This window comes from Martinezella hainanensis, assembly GCF_900094555.1.
GTDB classification, from domain to species: domain Bacteria; phylum Pseudomonadota; class Alphaproteobacteria; order Rhizobiales; family Rhizobiaceae; genus Rhizobium; species Rhizobium hainanense.
Genome location: NZ_FMAC01000006.1, coordinates 272,895 through 294,970 on the forward strand (window position 1 = coordinate 272,895; position 22,076 = coordinate 294,970).

Below are 22,076 nucleotides of genomic sequence, written 5' to 3' on the forward strand. Positions count from 1 at the left end.
ATGATGGAGCCATGATATGGCTTCCTTCCCTAAGAAATCTGGTGGATTGGCGCACTTTAGGGAAACAAAAGGCATGCTAAATTGGGTGCGGCTACCGAAAATGGCCGCACGCCGGTATCTTTGAGTATGCCCGGATAAAGGCAAGAGGCCTTAGGATCACAGCAACGCTGCTTGTATTTCTCGTCGCAAACTTGTCGCGGAACCGGTGGTTCGTAGCAGGTTTAGACGAAATCATCCCGATCATAGCACGGCTGGAGTCCCATTGATTTGACAGATCGGGAACGATCTGGGCGATCGCAAATGAGACATCATTGCGTCTTTTGTTAATATAAGCCAACACTCACCCTTGCCTGCTAAATTTCGCCACGCTAAATTACGCAAGACTTAGTTGTATTTTGCCGACAGCAAGGTCGGTGCCCGATCACCGCTAATCCGATGGCCTTTTAAGCTGACATGATTTGGAATCATCGCATTACCCGTATCACTGTCGGCCTTCTACTGCTGGCGCTCGCAATCGTGGTCTCCTTGCCGGCAATAACAGGCTATACAAGCCGGGATGGCACCGTCAACGCCCGCCTGGCACTCGTCAATGCTCCCATCGATGGCGTGATTTCAGGTGAGCCGGCAAAGGTGGGCACTCCTGTCAAAGCCGACGAAAATCTTGTAGAAATCAGCAATCCACGCGTGAATCGTGCGGTCCTGGCTTCACTCGAGGCTGCACGCAATACCGCCCACGATCGTGTTATCGCCCTGAAGAAGGAACGCGATGATCTTTCGCAGCTGCGTGAGCAACTGGGCAATCGATTGGAAATCTTCAAACAGGCGACAATTTCGAATCTTGAGCGGGAAGTCGAGATCCTCCAAAAGAAAGTAGAAGTTTCACAGGCTCAGGATCTAGCCGCACAGGTGGATCTCGACCGCCGGAAAGAACTTGAAGCTAAGGGCATTCTCACACAAAGGATGGTCGACGCCGCACGCGCCGCTGGTGCGGCAACCGGTGGAGAGGTCGAGGTGAGCAATCTGACCGTCGATCAGTTGCAGCAACGGTTGAATGCCGTCCGTCAGGGGATTTTCGTCTTCGGAGACGGTCAAAATGACGTGCCCTATTCTCGCCAGCGCCAGGACGAGGTTATCGTTCACATCAGCGATCTGAACACACGCATCGCCGAGAACGAAACACAGGCGGCAGAGACCGAAAAGCAGCTCACAGAAGAAGGTATCCGCGTTAGCAGCCTCGAATCCGCAACTGCGGTAGCGCCGTTCGACGGCGTTGTTTGGAGCAGAAACATCGTGAACGGCTCCAATGTTGTGCTTAACAATGAGCTCATGCGAATTCTGGACTGCCGGGAGCTGTTCGTCGACATCCTTGTTCCCGAAGTTGACTATGACGAAATCTATCCCGGACTGGCCGCGCAGGTTCGGCTGCTTGGCCGCAGCGATGTTTTCAAAGGTTCGGTCGTTTCGGTAAAGGGCAGCTCGGCGGCCACAGAAACCGATTCATTTGCGGCCAGTCTGCCGATTACATCACAACGCAATGCCCGCATCAGGGTTCGTCTCGAACCTTCCTTCATGAATAGTGACTTCGAAAATTTCTGCCAAGTGGGACGTTCGGTCCAGGTCCGCTTTCCAAGGCATGGATTCGGCTTTTCGAATTGGGTCAAGAACCTGTGGTTCAGTATCTTCTAGCGCTCGCTCCGACTTTTCTCGTGATGGCCTTCTTTCTCCTGGGACCATTCAATTGGTCGCGCCATCATAGTTGGACGAGGACAGCCACCTGCGGGTTCGTCGCGGTCGTCGCATTGCGCTACATGCTTTGGCGGTTCACTCAAACCGTTCTTCCCTATCCGTATGGCGGAGCAAATTTCTATTGGGTCTGGCTCGTTTTTATCGTCGAGATATTGGCCTTCATCGACGTCATACTTTTTCTCGTGCTCATGAGCCGCTACGTCAATCGAAGCGCCGAAACCGACGAGCTTGGAAGCATCTTTTTTTCGCGTGACGAATACGAGCTGCCGACAGTGGACGTCTTCATACCTACCTACAATGAGCCCCTCGACGTATTGGAACGAACAATCGTCGGCGCATTGTCGCTCGATTACCCAGCCGACAAACTCAAAGTCTACGTGCTCGACGACCAGCGTCGTGATTGGCTCAAAACCTTTTGCGAACAGAAAAATGCCATCCATGTCACGCGCAGCGACAATGCTCACGCCAAAGCCGGTAACATGAATAATGGCCTGCAAGTCAGCTCGGGCGAATTCGTGGCTGTATTTGATGCCGATTTCGTGCCCTATAAGCACTTTCTTAGCCGAACATTGCCTTTCTTTTCCGACGAAAGCATCGGCATCGTCCAGACGCCCCAGCATTTTTTCAATGCTGATCCCGTCCAGACGAATCTGGGCCTTGAGAACATATGGCCGGACGAGCAGCGCCTGTTTTTCGACGAAATTGCGCCGAGCCGCGATGGGTGGGACGTCAGTTTCTGCTGCGGTTCATGTTCGATCGCCCGGCGGACGGCAATCGACGCGATCGGCGGCTTTCCGACAGAGTCCATCACAGAGGATCTGCTCACCACACTTTCCATGCTCAACAAAGGCTATAAGACGCGCTATTTGAACGAACGCCTGTCGATGGGGCTCGCTGCGGAAAACCTGACCGGCTATTTTGTGCAACGCGAACGATGGTGTCAGGGTGGCATTCAGACGCTCTACTTGCATAACGGCCCGTTGCGCGGCCCAGGACTGTCCGTGTTTCAGCGGATCATGTTCCTGCCGGCTTCATGGATAGTCCAGTATCTAGTTCGCGTGATGATCCTGGTCATCCCGATCGCCTATCTATGGTTCGGACTGCTACCACTTTATTTCACGGATATTGCTGACTACGTATCATACCAGGTTCCGCTGTTGACGGCCTATTTCCTTCTGATGCTTTGGATAACGCCAACACGATATTTGCCGATAATCTCGAGCGCCGTTGGAACCTTCGCCACTTTCCGAATGCTGCCGACCGTCGTGTCGAGTCTGATTAGACCATTCGGCAAGCCCTTCAGGGTGACGCCGAAGGGTAGCGGCAATCAGGCCAACCAATTCGACAAATATACATTTGCCTGGATCGCAACCTTGATCACGATCACGGCCCTCGGGCTGCTCATCGATATTGTCCCCGAGACCACGCAGATTCAGGCGCAATTTTCGCCAATCGCAGCTTTTTGGGCGGGCATCAACATTCTCGTTTTGGTCATCGCCTCTCTGATTTGCTTTGAGAAACCCCAACGATTGTTTCACGCCTTCAAGCTGGATGAGCCGGCCGTGGTAGACGATATTCCTGGCCGGCTTGTCAGTCTGGCTCTTGATAAGGCGGTTGTCGCAGTCCCTTTCGATGCACGCTTCGAATCAAAATTGGTCTCCCTGCACCTTGAAGGCTTTGCGCCTTTCGAAGCTGAACTGAAGCAGGTCACACAGCGGCGCGGAAGCATTAGCCGGGGCGGAGACAAGCAAGCCTACTATCTCCATCTTCATTTTGGCCTCGACGGTACCATTCGGGACGAAATGATCGTAAAGCTCTATACTGGAGAATATTCGCAGGACATTCACGACATCGACAAGGTCGCCGTATCGGTCAATCTGTTGCTACGCTCCTTTGGTCGAACACGGACATTCTAGTCGATATCGGCATCCAGTCGGCCCTGGCCGATGGTTCAAACGGATCCTTTATGAAATCGGGCTGCAGCACGTCGATCAGTTCCTTCGTGCCCTCGATAAGCGTTCGATTAACTTTACCGACGCCGATTGAAATTGGTGTTTCCAAGCATTCTCGTGTGGCTTTACCGTCGAACTGATGAATAGTTCATCGGAGCAATTGCCTGAATCATAGAAACCCGGACAGTCACACGACTCGGTAAAATAGCCGCCTGAAAGCCAATCTGACGAACGCCGCGATCAGGCATGCTTCCCGATCGACCCGTTGCCGGATCATCGCTGCAACGTCGACTTCAATGAAAAGCGGCGCCTTCAGGAAGCGCCGCTTCGAGATTTGGGTTCCGACAGAAAGCCGTCAGGCGCCAGCGGTCTGCGTATGGGTTGCCAGCTGCTCATCGTGGTTATTGAACAGCACATGCACGGCGTCGTGACCTGTCGGCGTGTAGTTCTGCAACGTGGCGACAACATGGGTTTCCGAACCGGTATTGACGCTGATCTTCGTCGAATTGGCTACGGTATCGACCTCGGCCGTCATCGACGCGACAGCGCTTGCCGCCGTCATGCCCGGATGTTCGCCAACCAGTGCGTTGAGCAAGTTCGAGACATCCAGCTTGTCGCCCTCTCCCTTCGGGCTGAAGTCGGTGATGACGTCGGCCATGTTGAGGTTGTGCAGGGCCTTGGCATCGAGAACGAAGGTATCCGCACCAGCGCCGCCGGTCATTGTATAACCGCCGCCACTCGTCAGCGTGTCGTTGCCGTCTGTCCCATAAAGGTGGCCGATCCCACTGAAGTCGATCTCGGCAGACGCACCGTCGTGACCCAGCGAGAAGTCACTGGCCGAATACTCGCCCGTAAGACCGACCGAGGCGGTATGGGTGCCATCGGTGACGGTCAGCACGCCGCCGGTCTTCGCCGCGTTCTCCGCATAGGAGAAGCTGGCGGTCGCGGCCGAGATGTCGCCGAACCGCAAGGCGTCGTTGCCGTCGAGGCCGGCGATCGTGCCGCTGAAGGCGGCGGCGTGGTCGATGGTGATCGTGGCCTGGGCGTCCTTGCCAAGCGTGATCGCCTCGTTGAACGAGCCGCCGATTTCAAGGTTGGCGTGGCCGGACAAGAGCACGGTGCCGGTGCCGCTGACATTGCCATCGAGATTGACGTCGCCGCCGTTCGCCCAGAGCAGGCCGTTATTGACGACATCGCTATGGATATGGAGACCACCCGTCCCGGTCGCCTCCAGCGTGCCGGTGTTGCTCACCGCATTGACGCCGGTGTCGATGACGAGCGCGTGGCTGCCGTCGGCAATGATCGTGCCCGCATTGACCAGCGTCAGGTGGCCGTCGCCGATCTGGCCGGCGCCGGAGATGGTGTTGTCGACATTCGTCAGCGTAACGTGGTCGCTGCTGCCGAAAATGACATTGGATGCGTTATCGGACAGCGTCACCGTGCCGCCACCGGTCAGCGTGAGACCTTGCTGGACGATTTCGAAGTCCGTCTCGCTGCCAGCCGAAGAGATATGGATGCTGCCGGTGTTGTCGAGCGTACCGCTGAATGGCATCAGCGCACCGTCGGCAACCACCATGTCTCCGGTATTGTGCGTTACGACCGCTTCGTTGAAGACGAAGTCGTCTGCGGTCAGCGCCGCGGCGCTGACACCTGCCAAGGTGATGGTCTCGCCATTGCCGAGCGTGATGACGGCATTGCCGGCGGCATCACTGGACAGATGAGCCAGAACATCGGCGAAACTGTTGAAGCCCGCAAAGCCGATAAGGTCGATCTTGTCATGCACCACATCGAAGTTGTGCACGACATCTTTGCCGATGGTGTTTGCAAAGACAAGCGTGTCGTTGCCGCTCGATGCAGTCAGCGTGTCATCGCCCGACCAGGCAAAGATCGGCGAACCCTTGGCATAGGCTTCGACGTTGTCGGCCACCGTGGCCATTCCCGTCGAGCCGTCGGCATTGGTCCAGGTCTCGGTGACCTGGAGAACCACCGCACCGGTTACGCCATCGGGCGAAGTCACCGTCAGCGAGGACGGATTGTTCGTCACCACAGTCCAGGTGCCGTCGGCATTATGCGTGCCTTCGCTGAGCACCCAGCCAGCCGGAAGGCCAGCAACGCTCAACGTAACCGCGCCGACATGATGCGATGGATCTGCAAGCGCAAGGTTGATGGCCTCGCCGGAGGTGCCGGCAGGCATACCTGGGGGCTGCAGCGTGACGTTCGCGGAAGCTGATCCGCCATCCCCGTCGGTGATGGTGAAATTGACAGTCCTGCCATCTCCCGAGTTCGAGTTCGAATTGAATTGAATGTCTTTCAGGAGTGCCGTTATTGCGGTGGGTGTAGCGCTGTTCGAAGTAAATGTAATCGTCAGCGTTGCGCCCCCATCGCTTGACGTATAAGTGCCGATTTTCGTCCCACCGTAAGTCACATTGATTCCATTCACACCGATTTTACCAGGCGACGTTCCTTGATTCAGAATGCTCAATTTGTCCGAAGCACCCGACGAGCTGATGGTAAGAGTTCCACCATTAAAATTGGACGAGTCGGAGTCTGTGACAAGAGCACGCGGCGCCAGATTGACGGTGGTCTGCCTTGCGTAAGTCAACGATTCATCGCTTCCGCTCGCTGCGGTATCCAGATCCAAAACCGGCGCCACATTTACATGTGGAGCAACGGTGATTGTCGTCGTACTTACACTACTATCGATTGTTCCATCATTGACAGACCAGCTGATCGTCCTGGTGGCCGTGCTGGAACTCGTAGATGAGAACGTCACGCTGTCCAAGACTGCTTGGTAATGCGCCAGTGTGTCGTTGCCCGTCAACGTCAGTACACCGGTTACAGCATTATAGCTTGCAGTAATCGATGTTCCGGTGACGGTCGCTGTCAGTGTGTCACCGCTGATAAAGCCACCAGATACGGAAACCTTGGCCGATGCCAGTGTCGTATTGTCGGCGTCATTTGTGGTCGTCGTGCTTGACAGCACTATCGCGGCATTTCCTGCATTATAGGAGGCTGTCGCGGCAACATTGCTCAGTGTCGGCGCATCATTTGTTCCATTCACCGTCACGATGACATCCTTGGTGACCGTTCCGCCGTGACCATCACTGAGTGTTAGGGTATAAGTCTGATTGATATGATCATTGGCACCCAGTGATTGGATCGCACTATCGTTGACACTGAACGTCCAGTTAACCTTGTTATTCGTGTTGTCGACGCTAGCGGCAAACGTACCGTAGTAGCTACTGCCAGCAGGTGTCGCATAGCTAACCGTATGGGTATAAGATGCATGCGTATCCGTGAATGCGATCGACCCCGTCGTCGTCTCGATACCTGGTGTTCCGGAAACCGCCTTTACCGAGACATCGTCGATGTTGAACGAGCCGAACGGCTGATACGGAGACCAGAATTTAATCAAGGTGCTCGAGTTCGTTGCAACGAAGTTGATCGTATAGAGTACGTAGGGACTATTGCTGGAGTTAGAGTACGTATAGCTGATGGCCTGCGTTTGAGATCCTGTCGTGACATCGAAAATTGCCGCTGCCCCGCCGGGTAGGCTAGTGGCAAAATCCTGCATGTAGAAGCTGAGCTGATATGTCTGCCCAACAACCGTCGATATGGTCTGCGAAAGCGAGTTGATGGAACTGGTATTTGAGACAAGCATTGCTGACGTGGAATCAAGCCGGCCGCCATTCACATCGTAGACTGACCCGGTGAGTGACCAGTTGATTGGATAGCTGTGATTTCCGGAGAAGTAATAATTCTGGAAATCACCATTCGTTATCAGCTCCGAACCCACGCTGTACGACGCATCCTCCGTCACCGACCCAGTCGTCGTTCCCGTGCCAAACACCGGCGGGTTATCGACGCCCGTAATCGTTACGGTGACGTTATGCGGGGTTCCGTCGGCCGAGGTCACGGCCAAAGTATCAGTGAGCTTGGCGCCAGCCGTCAGCGCTTGAACCGCCGTGTCATTGTTGTTCAGCGCATAGGTCCAAGTTCCAGTCGCGGAACCATCATTGGTGAAGGTGAATGTCCCGTGTGCGCCCGCGATTGAATTTGAAGACGCAGTCGTGAAGGAGCTTTGGTTTGCATCGACGTCAGAAACGACGATCGCGCCGCTGATCGGAGCGGTGCTCCCCTCCAGAATGCTTCCGGTATCGCCGGTAAATGTCGGTGCATCGTTGGTGCCGTTGACCGTCACATCGACCGTCTGCGTCGTGACGCCGCCATGGCCATCGCTGACCTGCACCGTGAAGACATCGTGCTTCTGATCCGACGCTGTCAGCGGATCGGCCTTCGACTGATCCAGAACGTAGGTCCACTTGCCAGTCTGATCGACGCTCAGCGTGCCATAGGCTCCAACCTCGGAACCGGCGCTGTTAGCGCTGTTCTTCGGATCGACAACCGACCAGGTGAAGGACGTATCGTCGACGTCATTCGCCGTCAGAGAGCCCGAAACCGTGCCCGCACTCACGTCAACATTGACGCCGGCTTCCGCGACCGAACCGGTTGCCGCGCCGCTGATTACGGGTGCATCATTCGAGCCGTTGACGGTGATGTTGACCTGCTGCGTCGCGATGCCGCCATGGCCGTCCGCGACTTCGACCGTGAAGCTGTCGATCTTCTGATCGCCGAGCTGCAGCGAGTCGGCCGCCTTTTCGTCGATCGTGTAGGTCCATTTGCCGGAGCCTGCGTCCATCTGCAGCGTGCCGTAGGTGCCATGCACCGACGAGACAGTCGTCTGACCCGAGACGATCGACCAGGTCGCGGTATCGCCATGGTCGACATCGCTGCTTGCCATGACGCCCGAAACGGACGACGTCCCAACCGCGTGGCTGGTCGCATCCAGGCCCTGCTCGACGACCGAACCGGTCGTCTGGCTCGATGCCAGGATAACGGGAGCATCGTTGGTGCCGGTAACCGTCAGCTCGTAAACCCCGGAGGTAACGCTGCCGTTTCGGTCCGTCACTTCGAAGGGAATGCTGATCTTGGCGATCTCGCCAGCGCCGAGCGCGTCAAAGGCCGTGCCCGGGGTTACCGTGATAGTCGAGCCATCGAAGCTCAGCTGCGGCATGCCGAGGGCAATACCCTGTGGGCCGGAGACCACGGCATGCGCGGTGTCGAAGGTGAGCGCACCCGTGGTGCCCTGACCGTCGGCGCCGTAGTTGAACTGGGCCGAGCCGAAGGTGAAGCTATGGGTATCGTTCTCGTTCATCGCATCGGCGATAACAGGCAGAGACGTTGCCGATGCGGCGGTCAGCGAGACATTAGCGAGATAGGTGCCGATGTTGTCGCTGGCAGTGCCGATTTCGACGAAGGAGATCGTGTTGTCGGTGCCATGTGCCGTCAGCGGCAGGGTGATGGTCGACAGAGGCCCGGCGCCAGGCGTCGGGTTCAGCGTATCGACCAGCTCTCCATTCCACCAGACCTGGACTGCTGCGGTGCCGTTGGCCGGCGTGCCATACTCGAAGCTTAGAACATAGCTTGCGCCATCGGTCAGACCGTGAACGGTCTGCGAAATCGCGATATTCCCCGGAGTAGCGCCGAGATCGACCATCGGCGCGCCATTAGACGAAGTGACATTCTCATAACCGCTGGCAATTTCTTCCAGGCGGACGCCGGTCTGGCCGGGCTCGGTGCCGGAAATCGTCCAGCCGGTGCCTTCCGTCGCCCAGGTGAAGCCGCCGCCATTCGTCCACGCGGATGCCGTTGCATGGGCGAAGTCGCCGTCGACCAGAAGGTTCGAGGCAACGGCATGGCCAGCAGTGTCCTGCGCGCCGATGATGACCGGGAAATCGTCGGAACCGTTGATCGTTACCGTCAGCGTCTGCGTGCTGGTGGCGCCGTGATTATCGGTGATCGTGAAGGTGAACTTGTCGGTCAGCGTCTCGTTCGGGATGAGATGCTGTACGGCCGGATCGGCATTGTTCAGGACATAGGTGTATGCACCGGTGGTGCTATCCCAGGTCAGGGTGCCGTAGGTGCCGGCGACGCCCGCATGGCCGTCGCTGACGTCACCGACCTTGGCGACCGAGAGGATATCCAGGTGGTCGACGTCGCTGGCTCCCGCAAGAAGGCTGCCGGTCGCCGTGACTGCTGTGTCCTCGGTCACCGAAGCCGCCTCGGCAACGGCAATCGGCGCATCGTTCGTGCCGATGACATTGATCGTGAGCGTCGCGGAGCTTTGGGCGCCATGAGCGTCCTGAACGGTATAGTCGAAGACCTCCTTGACCTGTTCGCCCTGGCTGAGGGAGTTGGTCGCATCCTTCGTGTCATCCAGCGTGTAGCTGTAGGTGCCGTCGGCGTAGATGGTCAGCTTGCCATAGGTGCCGTCGACGACAGTTCCGTCGGAGCCCGTCACATTGGCAACAGCAGACGGCGTGGTTCCCGCGCTGATGCCGACGACCGTCAACGTATCGAACTTGTTGGTGTTCGCATCCGTTGCATGGTTGCCGTGCAGAATGAAACCTTCGACACTCTCGGTGGAGCTGTCTTCGGTTACCGGGCTCAAGGCGGTGAAGTTGTTTGCCATGGGCGCGACGTTCATCAGCTGGCTAAGCGACAGCGTGCCGCCGGCACCGCCGTTTTCGCCCATGAAGGTGAACTGCTCGACATTGGTGACGGTGATCGTCTCGGTACCGTTCGTCAGCGTATAGCTGCCGGTGCCGTTGTCGGCACCGTCGTGAGTGACCGTCCAGTCGGCCCATTTGCCGGCAAGCTTCAGCGTGTCGGTGTCGCTGCCTGCGGTTGCAACGGGATCGCTGTCGTTGATGACGATGTGGACATTGCCGGTGAGGCCGGTCATGTCGAACGTATCGTTGCCGCTGCCGCTGTTGACGACGATCGTGTCGGGTGCCAGCGCGGTATCGCTGACATTGCCGAAGACGATCGTGTTGCCGGCGCTGCCGCCGAGATCGAGGTAAAGGTCCTCGATGCCGTCGGCACGGACACTGCCGCCGCCGCTGATGCCGACGGTCAGATCGGCATGGTCGTCAGCCGACGCAATGTTGCCGGCATCGCCGAGGGCAATCTCGCCGATCGTGTAGGTGTGACTGTTGCCATCGCTCACGATATGCAGTTCGTCGGTGTCGGTTTCCTTCCCGTTCACCAGGGTCGCACCGCCGTCGATGCGATCGTTGCCGGAGCCAACGATGTAGTAGATCTTGTCGCTGCCCGTGCCGCCGAGGATCGTGTCGTTGCCCGTACCGGCAACGATGGTGTCGTTGCCGGAGCCACCGATCAGCGTGTCGTTGCCGGCACCGCCGAAGATGACGTCGTCGCCCGCGCCGCCATCGATGGTAACGCCCCCGCCCGCTGCATCGCTCGTGTAGGTCTTGGAGACTGCGATCAGGTCGTTGCTGTCGGTGCCAACGATGTGTTCGACGCCCTGGAGTTGCAGGCCCGAGGTTGAGCGGTAGTCGAGGACATAGCCGTTAGAGCCGGAACCCTGCAGATAGAGCGTATCGTCGCCTGCACCGCCGTTGACGCTGTCGCCGGTGCCGGACATGTGGTCGAGCGCGACATCGATCTTAATGCCAGCACCGAGGTCGAAGCTGCGCGGACCATAGGCCGCGGCATCGGCAAGATCGGCGGACATATAGATCTTGTCGTTGCCGGCGCCGGCATCGATGGTGTCAGAGCCCGTGCCGGCCCTGATGATATCGTCGCCGGAACCGCCGATGATGATGTCGCCGTGGTTCGAACCGACCAGGGTTACGCCAGTCGCATTGCCGGCATTGGTCAGTGTCCAGCCATTGCCGCCCGCCGCCGACAGGTCGATGTTATGGCCGTTGGCATTGATCGTTGCCGTCCCGCTGTTGACTGTGTCGCTCGTTGCGGTCCAGTCGCCGGTGGCGGTGATCGCTGCGGTCGCGCCGTTCAGAACCTTGATGATGTCCTTGTCATGGAGGTCGGTGACGGTGACCGTTCCGCTGGCGGCCACGAAGGTGTCGTTACCCGCGCCGCCGGTCAGCGTATCGCCGGCACCGCCAATCAGCGTGTCGTCGCCGCTGGTGCCGATGACATGCGTCATACCGGCTACATTGTCCCTGCCGACAACATGGACCGCGCCGGCATCCGTTGCCGTGTTGGCGACGATCGTCTGCGAACCGACGGTCTGGCTGACGTCGGAGAGGTTGACGGTAACGCCGGTGGAGATGGCCGAGTAGTCGATCGTCTGAGCGGTTACCGTGCCGGCTGCGTTCACTTCGACCGTGAAGCTGCCGCTTGCCGTATCATTGTCGCCGTCCGTGGCCGTGTAGCCGAAGGTCAGATCGATCGCATGGCTGCCATTGGAAGCGATGGCGTCGGAATGATCGAGCGGCTGGAGGAGCGTGAACGTATAGGAGCCGGAGAGTGCGAGCGCCACGGTGAAGACCACATTGGCCGCATCCGCCGCTGTCGGCAGAGATCCCGTATAGGCCACCAGCAGGCTGCCGATGAAGGCATAGGCCAGCGGCTTGCCGTTCGACGACAGACCGCTCGGGCCTGTCACGTTGCTTGCCGCGGATGCGTTGCTAAAGGTGACGCTCTTGGCGCCATCTGCGCCGAAGCTGATCGCCAGCGAGCCCGTGGCAGTCGGATGCGTCGTCGCCAGGCCGTTTTCACCGACGCCGCCGAGGGTCATGCTACCGATGGTCGGAGCGTCGTCCTTTAAGGTGATGACGCCGGACAGGTCGGCAGACTTGCTTGCCGTATCACCGTCGCCGTCGGTCACCGTCACCACTGCGCTCAGGGAGCCGGTGGCAAGGTTAAGATGGTCGACCGGGTTGTTGTTGACAATGTCCTTCAATGCCACGTTTTCCGTGACGCTGAGCGCGCCGCTGCCGGAGTCGATGGAGATCGTAAAGGCAATGTGCGTCTTGCCGTCGGAGCCGGTATAGACGCCGTTGACCGTCCCTGCCGACTGTTGCTGCAGCGTGATCGCATGATTGTCGATGGTGGAGAGGCCGGAATTCCCATTGTTGCCGACCTGCAGAGAATAGACCTGCGAGGCAAGGCCATCGGCGCCGGCATTGACGACCGCTGAGACGATCGAATGCGTTCCGGTCGTGGCGCTGACCGGGGAGGACGGCGTCAGGCCGTGTTCGTCCACGGTGATCGCCTGGCTCTTGTCGACCACGAAGGACGAGATGGACGGGCTGTCGTCGGTGACATCGACCGAGAAGCTCTGCGTGCCGGTCGTGGTGTCGCCGTCGCCGTCATGGCCGGCAACCTGGAAGGTCAGCTTGATATCCGAAAGGTTGGCTTGGCCGTTGACGTCGTCGAGCGCCTTGTAGAGCGTAAAGTTGTAGGCGCCGCTGGCGTGAGCACTATCCTGAGACAGGTCGACCTTGAAGACCCAGCTCGACTGATCGGCGGCATTGCCGCCGGTGTAGGCGATCAGCGTCATGCCGTCGCTGCTGACCGCATAGGACAGCGCATGGCCGCCGGAGCTGAGCTTGGTCGCATCGAGGCTCTGATTGTTGCCGTAGCTCGCCGTGAAATAGCTGCCGTTCGAACGGGCAACAAAGGTAACGGCATGAGCAGCCGGACCATCGGCGCCAAAGGCGAAATTGAGCGCAACCGCGCCGGTGCTGACGCCGGAAGGCGAGATCGTGCCCGAATTCGTGACAAGGCTATGCTCGGCAAGTGTCTTCGTCGAGACGGCGTTGCCGATCGACGGGCCGTCATCATCGAAGCGAATGCTGCTGCCGATGGAAACGGACTTGCTGACGGTGTCGCCGTCGCTATCGGTCGCGCTCAGCACTGCCGAAAGCTTGCCGGTGAGATCGACCGTATCGCCGTCCGACTTCGACGTGTTCGGGTTGGCAAGCGCCATGTACTGGGCGATGCTGACCTTGCCACTGTCATCGATGCGGATCGCAAAGGCGATCTCTCCGTCCGCGATCTTGCCGACAACCGTGCCGTCGGCGAGCTGGGAGAGCGTGATCGTCTGACCTGCCGTCGTCGTCAGGCCGGAGTCGGCATTGTCGATATGGAGCGTCAGGCTGCTTGTCGCGCCGGCTGCATCGTCGGCGCCCATCGAGACCGACGGAGAGACGACGCCATGCTGTGCGTAGACCGTCGACATGTGAGGATCATTGCCGCCCGTGATGCCGGCAAACAAGCCTCTGATCGAATTGCTGGCGCTGACGTCGTCATCGCCTCTGCCGCTCTCGTCGATCGTGATCGAGCCCGTCAGGGCCAGACTTACCTTCGGTGCGTCGTCAACGATCGTGACGTTCAGGGCACCCTTTAGCGTCACGCTGTCGCCATCACCATCGGTCGCCTGGATGACGGAGCCGAAATCGATGGCCGAGATCGAACCATTGCCGGAGCGCAGGTCGTTGCCGGGGCCGGCGACATTGTCGAGCTGGTCGTACTGCTGGAAGGTGAAGCTGCCGTCACCGGACAGCGTCAGCGACAGGACGGGGCGGTCGAGAAGCGGGTTGTAGCCGCTATGGTGATCGTTATCGACATAGCCGACGATCGCATTGTTGACGATGGCATAGGAGAGCGCTTCGCCACCCGAGGTCAGATGCAGGGCGGCGAGGGTCGACGTGGTATTGGCCGTGAAGCTGAAGCCGCCGCCGATAGCTGCGCCGTCGGCACCGAAGGAGACTGTGGAAGCAACCGAGCCGGATACCGTGGCCGCAAAACCGAGACCAAACAGTGCCGGCTGCGAGGACGAGCCGTCATGCGTGCCGTCGAGCGGGCTGTTGCCGTGCGACAGGAGATTATAAATGTCGCCTTCGTCGGCCCTGACCGCAACGGTCGTGCCGGAAGCAACCGGGACATCGTCAGTGATCGCGATCGCCAGCGAACCCTTCGCCGCATCGCCGTCGCCATCCGTGACCGTGAAGCCGAAATTCAGCGTCAGGCTGTCTTCGGTGGTCGACGAGGTCGAATGGACAAGCGGCGCATCCGCGGTGAAGCTGTAAGAACCGTCCGAATTGATCGTCAGAACTGCGACGGTGGCATGGCTGGAGGCACCAGTTGCCGTCCAGGTCGTCACACCATTCGCCGCGGACGACGTCCAGGTGACGGCTTCCTGATGACCGATGCCGTGGCTGTCGAGGTAGATCGCCTTCAGCGTCGGGAGGCTGTCCATCGACACGCTCTTGACGCCATCGGCGCCAGCGGAGAACAGGGCTCCTGCATTGCCGTTGATCGTGTTGACGTCCGCGGTGCCGCCGTCGAGGTTGCCATGTGCCTGTGCGTCGTCGTTAAGCGGCGTCGAGGTGGCATCAACCTTATAGGCGATCGGCGCGTCGTCCTTGACGGTGACCGTGAGCGCGCCGCTGGCCGTATCGCTGTCGCCATCGGTAACAGTGAAGTTGAAGGTCAGATCCTGCGTATTTTCCGCAGTCTGGCTTGCGCCGTGAGCGACCGGCGCACTCAGCGTGAAGCTGTAGGAACCGTCAGCGCCGATCGTCAGCGTCGCGACCGTCTGGCCGCTGTCCTTGCCCGTTGCGATCCAGATCGTCTCGCCGCCCGCCGCCGTCGTCGGGCTGCCCCAAACGACCGACTCGACATGGGCAAAGCCGTCCTTGCCGGTATAGATGGCGCTGAAATCCGTGGTCGCTCCGAGCGTTACCTGATGAACGCCGTCCGCGCCGCCCGTAAAGAGCGTGCCGCTTGCGCCGCTGACCGTATCGGTATCGGCGACACCGACCGTGTCCGGGTTTCCGCCCTTCAGGGCGTCATCGTTCAACGTCACGCTGGTGACGGTGACGGTGTTTGCCAGCGGCACATCGTCCGTAACATGCAAAGTCAGCGAGCCGGTCGACGTGTCGTTGTCGCCGTCCGTCACCGTGAAGGTGAAAGTCAGCGGTAAGCTTTCTTCCGTCGTGCCGGAGGTCGGATGGACAAGCGGCGCACTGGTGCTGAAGCTATAGGAGCCGTTTGCATTGATGGTCAGCGTGGCGACGGTCTCGTGATTGGCGCTGTAGGCAACCCAGGTCGTCGCACCGCCGGAAACCGTCGGCTTGCCCCAGGTCACGTCTTCCTGCTGCGCGAAACCATTGGCATCGACATAGATCGTCTTCAAGGCCGGCAGGCTGGACTGGTCGATCGAGACACTCGCAAAACCATCGGCACCAGCGCTGAACAGGGCGCCGGCAGCGCCCGAGACGCTGTTCGTGTCGGCGCCGTTGCCGTCCAGGTTGCCACCAGTCTGCGCATCGTCGTTGACCGATGAGGCAGTATTGTCAACCGTGTGAGCGATCGGCACGTCATCCTTGACGCCAACCGTCAGCGAGCCCGTTGCCTTGTCGCCATCGCCATCGGTGACGGTGAAGTTGAAGGTCAGGGACAAGGTCTCTTCATCGGCTTGCGCGGTCGGATGGGCAAGCGGCGCGCCGGTCGAAAACGTGTAGGAACCATCGGCATTGATGATCAAGGTGGCGACGGTCTCATGATGTGCGCTGCTCGCAACCCAGGTGGTGCTGCCATCAGCGACCTGCGCCTTGCTCCAGCTCACGGCTTCCTGATGCGCAACGCCATCCGCATCGGTGTAGATCGTGGTCAGCGTCGGCAGATCCGAATGAGCAATCGCGACCTTCTTGAAGCCATCCGCGCCCGTGTTGAACAGACTGCCCGATGCGCCGCTGACGCTGTGATATTCATCGGTCTTGTCGGGGTTGCCGCCCGTGAACATATCGTCGTTGAGGAGATGCTCGGCTGTGACGGTGCTTGCGGTCGGAAGGCTGTCGGCGACATTGAGCGTCAGCGAGCCCGTCGACTTGTCGCCGTCACCGTCGGTGACTTCGAAGCCGATCTTGAAGTTCTCGTTGTCAGAGCCCTTGGCGTCGGCGAAAGCGCCGGACTGGACATAGGTGTAGCTGCCGTCGGCATGGACGGTCAGCATGAAGATGACGTGGCCGGAATCCTTGCCCGTCGCCGTGTAGACCGTGTTGCCGGAGTCGTCACGCGAGGTGCTGTAGCTCAGCCCTTCCGTATGCGCGACGCCATTTGCATCGATGTTGATGGCCTTGAGACCGGTCGGATTGGTAAAGGTCAGTCGTGCGAAGCCATCGGCGCCCGTGTTGAACAGGCTGCCCGATGCACCGCTGACGCTGTCGGTGTCGCTCGACTGTTCAGCAAGCGGCTGGACGGGAGGTGTCGCCGAGGAAGTCGAGGTGGTGTCGTGCAGACTGCCCGACTCGACCGTCACGTTGTTGGCGACCGGAAGGCTATCGGCGACGTTGAGCGTCAGCGAACCCGTTGCCTTGTCACCATCGCCGTCGGTGACTTCGAAAGCGATCTTGAAGTTCTCGTTGTCGGAGCCCTTGGCATCGGCAAAGGCGCCGGACTGGACGTAGGTATAGCTGCCATCGGCGCCAACGGTCAGTGTGAAGAGAACCTGGCCCGACTCCTTGCCGGTTGCCGAGTAGATGGTATTGCCCAGATTGTCCGTCGTGGTGCCAAAGGACAGACCTTCCTTGTGAGCGACACCATTGGCATCGATGTAGATGCCCTTGAGGCCGGTCGGATCGGTGAAGGTGACCTGCTGGAAGCCATCGGCGCCGGCAGTAAACAGGCTGCCCGATCCACCGCTGACGCTGTCGGCGGGACCTTCCGGCGACTTCGGCCCTTCGCTCAGCTCGACGAGCGGGCGGAGCGGCATCTGCTCTGCAGGTGTCGTGTCGTATAGGTTGCCGGTGCCGACCGTGACGTCGCTGGCAACAGGCTTGTCGTCAGCAACGGTGACCGTGAAGCTGTTCGTGGCGCTATCGCCATCAGAGTCCGTTGCCGTGTAGCCGAAGGTCAGCTTGATGGCATCGGAATCCTTGGCGTCGTCCAGCGACTGCACAAGCATGAAGTTATAGTGACCGTTGTCGGTATCCGAGACCGTGGCGTAGAAGACAATGTTCGAGCCCACCGCACCCTTGGCATCTGCGACGGCCGTTGGAGCGACGTCGCCGGTGTAGCCGACCAGCGTACCGTCAGCAAGCAGCACCGTGTGAACGGCAAGACCGTGCGAGCTCAGCGCCTCGCCTTCCTGGCCTTCCGTCGTCACTGTGGCATTGGTGAAGGCGACCGTGCGATCGCCAGCCCCACCTTGGTCGGTGTTGGCGTTGTCAGCACCCCAGGAGATGTTGAGCGAGCCGGTCGCCAACGCATCGCTTTCGGAATGCGGAGTCTCGTTGCCATTCGCAAGCGCACCCTCGGTGACCGAGCCGGCATCGCCGGTCGAGGCGACCGGCTTGTCATCCGCAACGGTGACGGTGAAACTGTTCGCAGCGCTATCGCCATCAGAGTCCGTTGCCGTGTAGCCAAAGGTCAGCGTGATGGCATCCGAACCCTTGGCGTCATCAAGCGACTGCACAAGCGTGAAATTATAATGGCCGTTGTCGGTGTCGGAGACCGTCGCATAGAAGACGACATTGGTGGCGGACGTTGCCGTGGGAGCAGTCTCACCGGTGTACCCAACCAGCGTGCCGTCAGCCAAAAGCGCCGTGTGAACGGCCAGACCGTGCGAGCTCAGCGCTTCGCCGTCTTGACCTGTTGTCGTCACCGTAGCGTTGGTAAAGGCGACCGAGCGGTCACCGGCGCCACCCTGATCCGTGTTGGCGTTGTCAGCACCCCAGGAGATGTTGAGCGAGCCAGTAGCACTCGTATCGCTTTCGACGTGAGGATTTTCATTGCCGCTTGCCAGCGCGCCTTCCGTAACGGAGCCCGCATCACCGGTCGAGGCTACGGGCTTGTCGTCGGCAACGGTAACGGAGAACGTATTCGCGGCGGTGTCGCCGTCGGAATCGGTTGCCGTATAGCCGAAGGTCAGCGTGATCGCGTCCGAGCTCTTGGCGTCATCGAGCGACTGGACCAGCGTGAAATTGTAGTGGCCATTGTCGGTATCCGAGACCGTGGCGTAGAAGACGACATTGGATGCAGAGGTTGCCGTAGGAGCAGTCTCGCCGGTGTAGCCGACCAATGTGCCGTCGGCCAAAAGCACCGTATGAACAGCAAGGCCGTGCGAGCTCAGCGCCTCGCCATCCTGGCCCGTCGTCGAAACTGTGGCGTTCGTGAAGGCAACCGAGCGATCGCCGGCCCCACCCTTGTCGGTGTTGGCGTTGTCGGCGCCCCAGGAGATGTTGAGTGAACCAGTGACCAAAGCGTCGCCGTCGAGATGCGGAGTCTCGTTGCCGTTTATCAGCGCGCCCTCGGTGACCGAGCCGGCATCACCGATTGCTGCGACAGGCTTGTCGTCAGCAACGGTGACTGTGAAGCTGTTCGTAGCAGTATCGCCATCGGAATCGGTAGCCGTGTAGCCGAAGGTCAGCGTGATCGCATCGGAGCCCTTGGCGTCGTCGAGCGATTGGACCAGTGTGAAGTTGTAGTGGCCATTGTCGGTGTCCGAGACTGTCGCATAGAAGACGATGTTCGGGCCGACAGCGCCCTTGCCGTCCATGGCGGCGGTCGGAGCGGTCTCGCCGGTATAACCGACCAGCGTGCCGTCGGCCAAAAGCACCGTGTGAACGGCAAGGCCGTGCGAGCTCAGCGCTTCGCCATCCTGGCCCTGCGTCGTCACCGTAGCATTGGTAAAGGCGACAGAGCGGTCGCCGGCGCCGCCCTGGTCGGTGTTGGCGTTATCAGCGCCCCAGGAGATATTCAGTGAACCCGTCGCGGTCGCATCGCCCTCGACATGCGGGGTTTCATTGCCGCTTGCCAGTGCACTTTCGGTGACCGAGCCTGCATCGCCGGTTGCCGCGACAGGCTTGTCGTCGGCAACGGTAACGGAGAACGTATTCGCGGCAGTGTCGCCGTCAGAGTCCGTTGCCGTATAGCCGAAGGTCAGCGTGATCGCATCCGAGCCCTTGGCGTCATCAAGTGACTGAACCAAGGTGAAGTTATAGTGGCCGTTGTCGGTATCCGAAACCGTCGCATAGAAGACGATATTCGAGCCAACTGCGCCCTTGGCGTCTGCGATCGCCGTTGGAGCGGTCTCCCCGGTGTAGCCAACCAGCGTGCCGTCAGCGAGCAGCACCGTGTGAACGGCCAGACCGTGCGAGCTCAGTGCCTCGCCGTCCTGGCCCTGCGTCGTCACGGTAGCGTTGGTGAACACGACGGACCGATCGCCCGCTCCGCCCTGATCGGTGTTGGCGTTGTCGGCACCCCAGGAAATGTTGAGCGAGCCAGTAGCACTCGCATCGCTTTCAACATGCGGGTTCTCATTGCCGCTTGCCAGTGCACCTTCGGTGACGGAACCGGCATCGCCGGTTGCGGCAACAGGCTTGTCGTCGGCAACGGTGATAGTGAAGCTGTTCGCGGCAGTGTCGCCGTCGGAATCGGTTGCCGTATAGCCGAAGGTCAGCGTGATCGCATCGGAGCCCTTGGCGTCATCAAGCGACTGCACAAGCGTGAAGTTATAGTGGCCATTGTCGGTGTCAGAAACCGTGGCGTAGAAGACAACGTTTGATGCGGAGGTTGCCGTCGGAGCAGCATCGCCAGTGTACCCGACCAATGTGCCGTCAGCCAAAAGCACACTATGAACAGCAAGGCCGTGCGAGCTTAGCGCCTCGCCGTCCTGGCCCTGCGTCGTCACGGTAGCGTTGGTGAACGCGACGGACCGATCGCCTGCCCCACCCTTGTCCGTATTGGCGTTGTCGGCACCCCAGGAGATGTTGAGCGAGCCGGTAGTGATGGCATCGGTTGCGACATGAGGGTTCTCGTTGCCGTTCGCCAAAGCACCTTCGGTGACAGAACCGGCATCGCCGGTTGCTGCGACAGGCTTGTCGTCGGCAACGGTAACGGAGAACGTATTCGCGGCCGTGTCGCCGTCGGAATCGGTTGCCGTGTAGCCGAAGGTCAGCGTGATCGCATCCGAGCCCTTGGCGTCGTCGAGCGACTGGACCAGCGTGAAGTTATAGTGGCCGTTGTCGGTGTCAGAGACCGTGGCGTAGAAGACGACATTGGATGCGGAAGTTGCCGTAGGAGCAGTCTCACCGGTGTAGCCGACCAAAGTGCCGTCGGCCAAAAGCACCGTATGAACAGCAAGGCCGTGCGAGCTCAGCGCGCCATTGTCCTCACCCGTCGCCGCAACGGTGGCATTCGTAAAGGCGACCGAGCGATCCCCGAGGCCGCCCTTGTCCGTGTTGGCACTGTCAGCGCCCCAGGAGATATTGAGCGAGCCGGTGGCCGTCGCGGCGCCGGTGTCATGGGTCAGGGCTGCGTTGCCCGAAGCCAGCGCCGCCTCGGTGAGCGAACCAGCCGTACCGACAGCCGCAACCGGCACACTGTCTGCGATGTCGACGTTCGCGACGGCCGAAACCGTGTGGCCACTCGTGTCGGAGACCGTGTATCGAAATTGCAGTTCGAGCACATCGCTGGCCGAGTTGGCGCCGCGTGGATGATCGAGGGCAGCGAGCTGGGTGAAGGTGTAGGCGCCGGTCGAGGCGTTGAATACCAGCGTGAAGACAGTAACGCCATTGGCGGTGCCGGTGACGGTCTGGCCGTTCTGGGTGACAACAACCGCAACACCGCCGGAGGTCAGGCCTGACAGCTGTTGTGTGCCGCTGCTGGTGGTTTCTGCTTCGCCGACCAGCGTGACAGTGGTGATCGAGGCGTTGTTGCCGCCGAAGCCGAAACGACCGGTGCTGCTTGAGGTGAGGAAGGCGCCGGTGCTGCTGCCGCGTTCGACCAGCGAAGCCGTTTCGGTCGCCTGCGGGTCAATGAAAGGAACACGGGTCTGAGTGCCGGACAGATTGCCGCCGCTACCACTGCCAAATCCGCCGCCGGGACCGAGGAGACCTAGCAGATTCAGCGGCGTACGGGCATTCCCGGCCTGGCTGTCCGTGAACTGGTGGCCGGAGTCCGTGCTATTGCCGGCGTGAACCGAACCATCGGGACCTTCAGCGACGTTGATGCCCTGCTGCTGAAGCGCTGCAACGACGGCCTGCTGCGGCAGCGTGACTTCACCGATCAGGAAGGTCGGAACGTGCAGCGCACCGTTGATGATGACGATGCGGGTGCCATCGGCCTGGATGAGAACAAGGTTGCGCCCCTCGACGTGAATGTCGTCGATCGAGGTGTTCGGCGGCAGATGGACGACATTGCCCTGATCCGGCACGATCTGGATCGGCGCCGCGGCGGGAGCATTTTGCGGCTCGTTCGCAGCAAGACGCCCCGTCTTGCCATTCGCCTGTTGCTCTTCGGCTTGCGCTACTTCGAAGGCTGCGACATCTGCATTTTGCGACAACGGCAGCGGTTGATTGGCACTGATATCGGCTGCATTGCCCTCGTCTCGGCCGCTTGATGCAAAATCATGCGAAGCAGCTTCGTGGTCTACGGTCGAAATGCGCAAGTCGTCCATGGGTCTGGCTCCCGGTGTCTCTCAATTTGCTGCAATCAATTACGGGAGCGGGTTGATTGCAATACTTCATTAACCGCAACGAT

Annotated in this window: 3 protein-coding genes; 2 read left to right on the top strand and 1 reads right to left on the bottom strand. The window is 59.7% G+C overall.

Going from position 1 to position 22,076, the window contains the following annotated elements; all coding sequences use genetic code 11:
- The first annotated feature begins 453 nt into the window (after positions 1 to 453).
- On the top strand, positions 454 to 1,686 hold the full coding sequence (locus tag GA0061100_RS20460) for an HlyD family secretion protein (protein ID WP_075854569.1): 1,233 nt from the start codon (positions 454 to 456) through the stop codon (positions 1,684 to 1,686).
- Positions 1,668 to 3,662 carry a glycosyltransferase gene (locus tag GA0061100_RS20465; RefSeq protein ID WP_075854570.1) on the top strand — a complete coding sequence of 665 codons (1,995 nt, stop codon included), beginning with the start codon at positions 1,668 to 1,670 and terminating at the stop codon, positions 3,660 to 3,662. Before GA0061100_RS20460 ends, GA0061100_RS20465 begins: the two co-directional genes overlap by 19 nt.
- 391 nt (positions 3,663 to 4,053) lie before the next feature.
- Here GA0061100_RS20465 and GA0061100_RS20470 read toward each other — a convergent pair whose 3' ends face one another.
- A complete protein-coding gene (locus GA0061100_RS20470; protein ID WP_075854571.1) occupies positions 4,054 to 21,993 on the bottom strand; it encodes a T1SS-143 repeat domain-containing protein in 17,940 nt (5,979 codons plus the stop codon).
- Between the last annotated feature and the right edge of the window lie 83 nt (positions 21,994 to 22,076).